Consider the following 8,483-nt stretch of genomic DNA (forward strand, 5'->3'; position numbering starts at 1 on the left):
TCAATCAATCATTGCTATTAGTCGTTATTCCTTTGGATAGGCTCTATTAATTTAACGCTTATTTTTTTGGGAGTCGTCGTAACTTCATCAATTCCCCCCCCTGCTACAGTAGATATACTAGCATTAACTATAACATCATGGGTTCCGCTATTCAAGTTTTTAAGATCTACCATCATTTTAATATCCTCAATATTAATCTGTTGGAGGACACTTTCTTTCCCAACTAGCTTTACCTGTATCTTTTCTAATAATGCATCATAATCCACATCTAGACCCTGTTGAATTCCTGTAAATTCAATATTAACAGTAGGTACATCCAGTATTTTTTCCACTATTGCCTCTACAACAACAGTAATCTTTACTTCCTCTTCATTAAAAAGCTTAATTCCCTCTGGCAAAACTAGAGATGCATCTATTGTTTTATTTTCTGTAAGATTATCTAGTTTAACGGCTTCAGTAGCTACAGAGCTAAGACTACTAATAAGCTCTTCTTGACCTCTTAAAGCAATAGATTCTGGTAACACAGAAATATCTGTTATCCTATACCCCTCTGCCGCCTTAGCCTCAATCTTAGGTTCTATTCGAATAGTTCGAAGTCGGTCTACTGGCAAGTATACATCTATATAGGGAGGCTTTATTTCAACATTCATTACTTCCACGTCCTTATCATCTAAAGCCTTCAGTGGTAAACTAGCCACAATTTCTTCTACCTCACCCTTATTGAGTTCCAATTTTGCCACAACACGGTCAACTGCATTTACAAAGCTTGCCGGACCTTCAATCCATACTACACTTGGTTTGTATCTAGGCTCATTTAATATGTATCCTACTTTAGGGTTACCTGAAATCAATAAATCAACTTCCCTTTGCTTACGTACTATTTCCTCTAATTCGACCTTTAGAAATTTAGGGGAATAATCTACTTCTATATTTCCAAGGGACGCCACATCAACAGGTATATTATTAACACCAGCTTTATATCCATTTAAGTCTGCTGTTGCTTTAACGTCATTTTTATTGATTTTATAGATTTCATCCCGTCTACCTTTAACAGTGACCCGTATTTGGTCGTTGACTTCTCCAACAATCACTAGCCCTTGTTGTCTTAATTCTTCCATATTTAAGAGCTGAACAGGTACATTCGTGATTTCCCTCGTCATTTTGGGGTTTATATCACTCATAACATAAGTCCACATAATTAGCGCAAAGAAGACAGAAATAATTTTAGCTGTTAAATTTCTCTTAAAAAAATTATTCATCATCCTTCTGCCTCCATTTCAACTTCAAGAATTGCCATTGTCTATGTTCATCCGTCTTAAAAGCTTCCTTAAGCAACTGTCGCAAAGATTCAATATCTAGGAATCTATTCAATTTGCCATTCTCAGCCATAGAGATGGCACCTGTTTCTTCTGAAACTACCACAACAATGGCATCTGACCTCTCAGTTATTCCAATGGCCGCCCTATGCCTAGTTCCTAACTCTTTGCTGATATTTTGACTATCTGTCAAAGGTAACAAACATCCTGCTGCCAAAATTTCTGATTTTCTAATCACAGCTGCTCCATCATGTAGTGGGGTGTTTGGTATAAAAATATTAATTAAAAGTCCTCTAGATATTTTGCCATTAATTACAGTGCCTGTTTCCACCACTTCATTTAACCCTGTTTCCCTTTCAAGTACCATCAGGGCACCAATCTTCTGTCGCGAAAGGGAAGCTACAGCTTCAGTGATTTCGTCTGCTGTCATTTGAGCTTCTTCATCTTGAATATCAACGATTGATTTTGTTAAAAACTTTGTTCGTCCGATATATTCAAGGGCCCTCCGAAGTTCTGGTTGAAACACGATCAAGAGGGCAATTAAACCCACCGTCATTGTATTTCGTAGAATCCAATTGATTACATGGAGCTGTAACCATTCGCTCACCTGTGTAGCGATTAGCAGTACCAATATGCCTTTGATAAGCTGTTCAGCCCGTGTTTCATGAATTAACATATATAGTTTATAAAAGACAAAAGCCACAATTGCCATGTCCGCCATATCTTTTATTCCTATATTCCTAAAAAGATCCAACAGTTGATCCATTATTAAACACCTCTATTCCTGTAATTGACATATATATATACAAAGTTTTACTTTTAAATAAAATAAAAACTATTCATCTAACATATTATTAAGTTTAAAACACCATTATAATTTATCATGTTTTAATCATGTATATTACTTCATCTAATATATTTATTTTTCTTTTTTACAACATATCGGTATACTCCCCTTAAAATTATATTTCCATATGTAAAATAAAAAATCCTTTTAATTTTAATAATTTTTTATAGGCAATACACCCTATATTTCAACAAAGCTACGAATATGTATATATATATTGTACTACATTTCTTTCATTACTAAAATGCAAAGAGTTTAAATAATTTTTAATTATAATTAGGCATAAAATGCCTCTATAGAATATCTATCCCATATATTTATTTCCTAACCAAAACATATTTATCGTAATTTGAGAAAAACTAATGATAGATTCTTTTGAAAGGAGACTAACTATGGCCCATAATAAGAAAACCGATTATCGTAATCAAATAGAATCCTATAGAAACCAAATTAATCCTGCACCAGATGATGAAATAACAGCAAACATTCATGAGAAGCTTCACGAAAAAATGCAGGCCAGTGCAATGGATATTAAAGCCTTCAGTCGAAATGGATATGTCCATTTATCAGGTATTGTGGATTTATATTCAGAAAAGAAATACGCTGAAGAAATTGCTATCCATACTGAGGGTGTTAAAGGAATTGAAAATAAAATTACAGTGGCAATGGATAGTAATATCACTGACAAGCACATTGAGAAAGATGTAATTGATAAGTTAAGAGAACAGCCCAATAATTCAATTGCTGGTGTAGGTGTGAAGGTAACTGATGGGGTAGTTAATTTAATGGGTACTTTATCTAATCTTAAAGACTCAAACCAAGCCATGAGAATCGCGTCTAATGCTCGAGGTGTAAAGGACGTAGTGAGTAATATTAACATAGGAACTGTTGGTGAGTATACAGATACTAGTATTAGTAATAAGATTGTACAGGAGCTAAGTAATACAGATTTAAGCTTTAAAGATATTGGAAGAAGTGTCAGTGGTGGAGTAGTAACCCTGTCTGGTTACCTCAATAGTAAAGAAGAGGTTGAAGTAGCTACTGAAATTGCCATGAGTATTGAAGGTGTAAGAAAGGTTAGAAACCACATTAAGATTAGAAGGAAGTAAAAATAAAAAACCAAAAGCCCATGGAGAAATGATTGGTTTTATCAAGCATTTCAGTGGGCTTTTAGATTAAGAGCATAAATCTATATAATAAATTTCCTTCTTATATAAATATACTTTGGGAATCCCATAATTATTGTAGATCTATATTTAATATATTTTGCAATTTTCTCACTTAAGTATTGTTTTCATGCACATCAACTATAAAATTTTATAAATAAGACTACTAGAATCAAATAGAAAAATAAAAGACTAGAGTCATCCTTACTGAATAAGTTGCTCTGCATTAATAAAATTGCTAGGATCAGAAAAAAAAATAATAAATTTGTCTGCTGAGATTTTTCAATAGCCATTTCGTCACGCTCCCTCCCAGTTGTATTCTTTGTATATATTATTCATACTTCTTTTTTCTGTTCCTTTCTTCAGCGTACTAATCTGTTCTATATTCACTATAGCCTAACATCTATATTGATTTATTTTTTCAGTCCATATTTAATGGGGTTGTTATCCCATGTTACAATCTATCGCTTTATCCCTCCTAACCATATTTTAAATTCAATAACTAATAAATTTTCAAAAAAATACGTAGGAAATAATGGAAATATATGATATAATACTTATAGGCAATTAGTTGTCTCTAGAAGATAGATATACCAAAGCGGTATATTGTTTTTGTTTTTTATAAAAAAGCCCACCATTCAGTTGAAATGGTAGGCTTCTTTTAATTTTTTGGGAGGAGTGATTTCATGCATTCGGAAAAGGTAAAAAGAAATGAACGATTAGAGGGAATCTTTAATCGGGTAGCAGCCAATTACGATAGTATTGGTCCTAACTATTTTACTTATTTTGGTCAAAAACTGGTGGAGTATGCGACAATCAAGGAGGAATCAACTTTACTTGATGTAGCCTGCGGTAAAGGAGCATCCTTGTTCCCAGCTAGTCATAGTGTCGGAGAAAAGGGACATATCATAGGAATTGATTTTTCACAAGAAATGATTAATGAAACACAGTTACAGATTCATAAACAAAACTTATGTAATGCTAAACTTATACAAATGGATGCAGAGCTATTAGATTTCCCTGACAATTATTTTGATAATGTTTTATGTGGATTAGCAATTACTTTCTTTTCAAACCCAATATCATCTGTAGAAGAGATGTATAGAGTATTAAAAGATGGAGGCAAATTAGGATTAAGTACATGGAAGCAAAGGGAACAAAGGGGTGTTTTAGATAAAGCTTACTCTAAAGCATTTCCTGAAATTCAACAAAAGAAATCTGTAAATGTTTCTAGTAGACCTGATTTTGGCTCCATTGAAGGAATCGAAAGGATTTTGAAGAATGCTGGATTCAGAAATATTGATATAATCGTAGAAGAAAAAACCTTTTACTATAATAATGAAGAGGAATGGTGGCAGGAGCAATGGACAAATGCTACCCGTGGATTCTTTGAACACATCGATACCATTGGACCAGATGCTCTGAATAAATTTAAAGAAACTGCATTTAATGTGATTAATGAACATAAGGATGCCCAAGGTATACGATTCGACGCAAAGGTTCTAATTAGTTTTGGATATAAGTAAAAATAAACTATATAGTAAACATGCATATAACATTTTAAAATGTGACAATAGCAAGTTTATTAGCTATTAATAAATCCTTATTCTCTTCGTCACTATAAAAGCCAGCATCTTTACGTATTTCTGTATATACGCTTCAGTCGCTGGCTCTTCTTATACACTAATCTCAACCTTTTAACAGGCTCCATTCTATTGTTTATCAGCTTTATCAACAGTCCCAGGTTTCACCGACTTATTCATTCTAATATTTACATACTCAGTCCTAAGCGTTGTCCAACTACTACATCCTCAAACCATAAAAACTATATTTACGGGTTGTTATTAGATTAAAATTATATTCGTAATCAATACTATTAACTTAGATTTTCTAACTTAATAGATCTTTCGATAGCATCTAATACCCCTTGTATATGGGTATCATCAATCACTCTTTCAAAACTCCTGAGTCCAGCTAATCTAAACCCATGTTTATCTGCCAACCTCTTTATTTCATCTACTTTATTGATATCAATTTCTCTACCAAGACTAAAATTTTCATATTTTTTCTCTAATGACAGGATCATCGTCTCTGCCATACAGGCATAGGAGAGTCCATCTGGAAAACCAAAATTAAAGTTGAATTTGACACCCTTTGGGACTTCTATAACCCCACCCTCTATTACTAGCACATCCTTACGCTTTTCTTGAACTGCTTTAGACACATCTCTTGGACGGGCAACATCGCAAACAACTGCACCTGTTTTTATATACTCCGCTTTAATTACATCGTCAATGCTACTGGTGACTGTTACAACAACATCAGCCGAAGAAATACCTAGTTCTATACTTGTGGTCGTCTCGATGATCTTGTTAGGGTAGTCTCCCATTAACGCCTCTTTTAACTGCTCTAATTTTTTTCTATCCCTTCCTACTAATCTTAATCTGCTTACCTCTCTACTGGCTAATTCTGCACAAATCCTCCCTATAGAACCGTTGGCTCCAACCACTGCAACTTCACAATCAGCAAACTCTTTCCCCAAAAGCCTACAGGCTTCTTTTGTTGCATCAAATGCCGCAGCTACTGTATAGGTATTTCCAGTGGTCACCGGGATATTTAATTTTTTTGCTACAGTTATTCCTGCATCACCAACTACTGATGTAAAGGCTCCCAAACCAACTATTCCAGCCCCCAATTCCTCTGCAATTTTACCAGCCTCCACTATTTTCTTCATTACTTTCTCTTCTGGTAGGGTCATCATTTGTTTTGATGTTAGGGGAACACCTATAAACCAACCTTCACCTTGAGAATGATATCCATGTATATTCGTAATGTGGGATACCATTGATGGAGGAATAAACTCAATTAGCTTTTCCACCCAACCTTCTGGTAAATACTTTAGGAACTTATATTTTCGATACACATCGTCAATCTGTATTGGATGGATCAAAAATGCAAACTTCTCCATTTTTATGCCTCCTTTGATTCTTTATATGAGTGGAATAGATTTTTTAGTGTTTTAAAGGCCATTCCCCCTATCCTGTTATTCTTTTTTAGAATTTCCTGTAGCGAGTTTATGAAATAATCTATTTCCTCATATGAAATAGTCAATGGTGGCTCTATTCTAATTACATTTGGATTATTTAATGTATAAGCTGTAATTATTTGATAATCATTAGCCAATTGTGAAGCAATCATCCCTCCCGTATACTCATCTATCATATCCTTTTGTGAATTGGAAACTATTTTGTTTAGTAATGCATAATTTAAATCTCCAAACTCTATTCCAATCATTAATCCTCTACCTCTCACATCCCTTAATAGAGGGTATTTTTCTTTTAGTCCCTGAAGTTTCTTTATAAAATAATCGCCTTTTTCCTTGGCTGCCTCATGCAACTCAGCTTCCTCAATAATATTAATGGTTGTAATTCCAGCAGTGCAGGCCCAAGTATTTCCACCAAATGTAGATGTATGAAGTAAACATTTATCAATACTACCGTAGCCCCGTTTCCATGTGTCTTCATTTGCTATGTAGGCACCTATAGGCATAATTCCTCCCCCAAGGGATTTGGCCATACATAAGATATCAGGGGCAATCCCCTCCTCTTGACACGCAAACCACTTACCAGTTCTTCCAAAGCCTGTTTGAACTTCATCTGCAATAAGTAATATCTGATATTTTTGACAGAGTTCCTTTACCTTTTTTAAATATCCAACTGGAGGTGTCACTATACCAGCTTCCCCCTGTATAGGCTCCATTATAAATGCCGCTATATCATCAAATTGTTTAAAAGTGGCTTCTAAGTTATGAGTATCTCCAAAAGTTACTTCCGTTGCCATTGGTACTAACGGTCCAAAATATTTTTTATACTTTTCTCTTCCTGTAATTGAAAGCGCTCCCATTGATTTTCCATGAAAAGAGCCTCTGCAGTAAATAATTCTTGACTTTCCTGTGGCAATTTTAGCTAATTTTAAAGCCCCCTCTACAGCTTCAGCTCCACTATTGCAAAAGAAAGTATATTTTAAGTCTCCAGGAGTTATCTCTGCTAAATTTTGAGCTAATACAGAAGCCAAAGGATTTACTGCTGTTTGTAATAGATTTGGATACTTCGAAACCTGCTGTAAAGCTGCTATTACTTCCTCATGATTATGCCCTACATTTAATGCTCCATAGGCTCCTAGGAAATCAATATACTCATTGTTTTGGTCATCCCATAACTTTGTACCTTTAGCTTTAATAAATCTTTTATTAAGACCTAACAACTTTAAAAGTACTAAAAATTGTGGATTGACACACTCTTTGTATAGTTTCTCCACCTCTACTTCAGCCATGTTAATGGCGTCCTCAACTGTCAATAATCTCTTTGTCCCCTTCATCGTTTCCCCCATATAATCAACTCCCTAATTGTTATTGTTATATGGATTTTTACCAATTTTGTCGTGTTTATTCTATTTTGAAATAATACTATTAATTTGTCCTAGTAAAAGAGAAATATATTCTCAATAGCTTGGATTAATTCTTTCTCATGACACTTGCAAAAAAATATAAAAAAACCTAAGAGATAATCTCTTAGGTTTTTTTATATAATTTTTTGGCGACCTGGAAGGGACTCGAACCCTCGACCTCCAGCGTGACAGGCTGGCATTCTAACCAACTGAACTACCAGGCCGCGTATTTTAAATGGTGGGCACAACAGGGATCGAACCTGTGACCCCCTGCTTGTAAGGCAGGTGCTCTCCCAGCTGAGCTATGCGCCCATTTCAAAAATGGTGACCCCTAGGGGAATCGAACCCCTGTTACCGCCGTGAAAGGGCGGTGTCTTAACCGCTTGACCAAGGGGCCAAATTTTTAAGTGTATTTTAAATGGTGGGCTTAAGTGGACTCGAACCACCGACCTCACGCTTATCAGGCGTGCGCTCTAACCAGCTGAGCTATAAGCCCCTATCCATGAAAAAAAGTTGTTAATGGCGGAGAGGGTGGGATTCGAACCCACGGCCCCTTTCGGAGTCACTGGTTTTCAAGACCAGCTCCTTAAACCACTCGGACACCTCTCCTTTGAAATGGTGACCCATCCGCGACTCGAACGCGGGACACCCTGATTAAAAGTCAGGTGCTCTACCGACTGAGCTAATGGGTCAATTGGCTGGGATAGC

6 protein-coding genes and 6 tRNA genes are annotated in these 8,483 nt (G+C 35.4%); 2 read left to right on the plus strand and 10 right to left on the minus strand.

The window, feature by feature from the left end:
- Window positions 1–17: 17 nt before the first annotated feature.
- Window positions 18–1,262 carry a CdaR family protein gene (locus JOC73_RS13515; protein WP_204404146.1) on the minus strand — a complete coding sequence of 415 codons (1,245 nt, stop codon included), beginning with the start codon at window positions 1,260–1,262 and terminating at the stop codon, window positions 18–20.
- Window positions 1,252–2,082: a diadenylate cyclase CdaA gene (gene cdaA, locus JOC73_RS13520; RefSeq protein WP_204404148.1), complete on the minus strand. Its 831-nt coding sequence runs from the start codon at window positions 2,080–2,082 to the stop codon at window positions 1,252–1,254. The genes JOC73_RS13515 and cdaA overlap by 11 nt, the downstream gene beginning before the upstream one ends.
- Before the next feature lie 473 nt (window positions 2,083–2,555).
- On the opposite strand from cdaA, the gene JOC73_RS13525 reads away from it, so the two are divergent.
- Both JOC73_RS13525 and JOC73_RS13530 read left to right on the plus strand, forming a co-directional pair.
- Window positions 2,556–3,272: a BON domain-containing protein gene (locus JOC73_RS13525; RefSeq protein WP_204404150.1), complete on the plus strand. Its 717-nt coding sequence runs from the start codon at window positions 2,556–2,558 to the stop codon at window positions 3,270–3,272.
- A gap of 743 nt (window positions 3,273–4,015) precedes the next feature.
- Window positions 4,016–4,855: a class I SAM-dependent methyltransferase gene (locus tag JOC73_RS13530; protein WP_204404152.1), complete on the plus strand. Its 840-nt coding sequence runs from the start codon at window positions 4,016–4,018 to the stop codon at window positions 4,853–4,855.
- Between the two features lie 350 nt (window positions 4,856–5,205).
- Here JOC73_RS13530 and JOC73_RS13535 read toward each other — a convergent pair whose 3' ends face one another.
- The 8 genes from JOC73_RS13535 to JOC73_RS13570 form a co-directional block, all read right to left on the minus strand.
- The gene (locus tag JOC73_RS13535; protein WP_204404154.1) at window positions 5,206–6,297 is read right to left on the minus strand and encodes a shikimate dehydrogenase; all 1,092 of its coding nucleotides are present in this window, start codon (window positions 6,295–6,297) and stop codon (window positions 5,206–5,208) included.
- A 2-nt stretch (window positions 6,298–6,299) separates the two neighbouring features.
- On the minus strand, window positions 6,300–7,718 hold the full coding sequence (locus JOC73_RS13540; protein ID WP_243427985.1) for an aspartate aminotransferase family protein: 1,419 nt from the start codon (window positions 7,716–7,718) through the stop codon (window positions 6,300–6,302).
- Between the two features lie 204 nt (window positions 7,719–7,922).
- Window positions 7,923–7,999: transfer RNA gene (locus JOC73_RS13545), tRNA-Asp, on the minus strand.
- Window positions 8,000–8,011: 12 nt separating this feature from the next.
- A tRNA-Val gene (locus JOC73_RS13550) sits at window positions 8,012–8,087 on the minus strand.
- A gap of 10 nt (window positions 8,088–8,097) precedes the next feature.
- Window positions 8,098–8,172 (minus strand) — tRNA-Glu (locus JOC73_RS13555).
- A 22-nt stretch (window positions 8,173–8,194) separates the two neighbouring features.
- Window positions 8,195–8,271: transfer RNA gene (locus JOC73_RS13560), tRNA-Ile, on the minus strand.
- A 24-nt stretch (window positions 8,272–8,295) separates the two neighbouring features.
- A tRNA-Ser gene (locus JOC73_RS13565) sits at window positions 8,296–8,384 on the minus strand.
- 7 nt (window positions 8,385–8,391) lie between these two features.
- Window positions 8,392–8,467, minus strand: a tRNA-Lys gene (locus JOC73_RS13570).
- Window positions 8,468–8,483 lie beyond the last annotated feature (16 nt).

Source organism: Alkaliphilus hydrothermalis, assembly GCF_016908555.1.
In the GTDB taxonomy this organism is placed as follows: Bacteria; Bacillota; Clostridia; order Peptostreptococcales; family Natronincolaceae; genus Alkaliphilus; species Alkaliphilus hydrothermalis.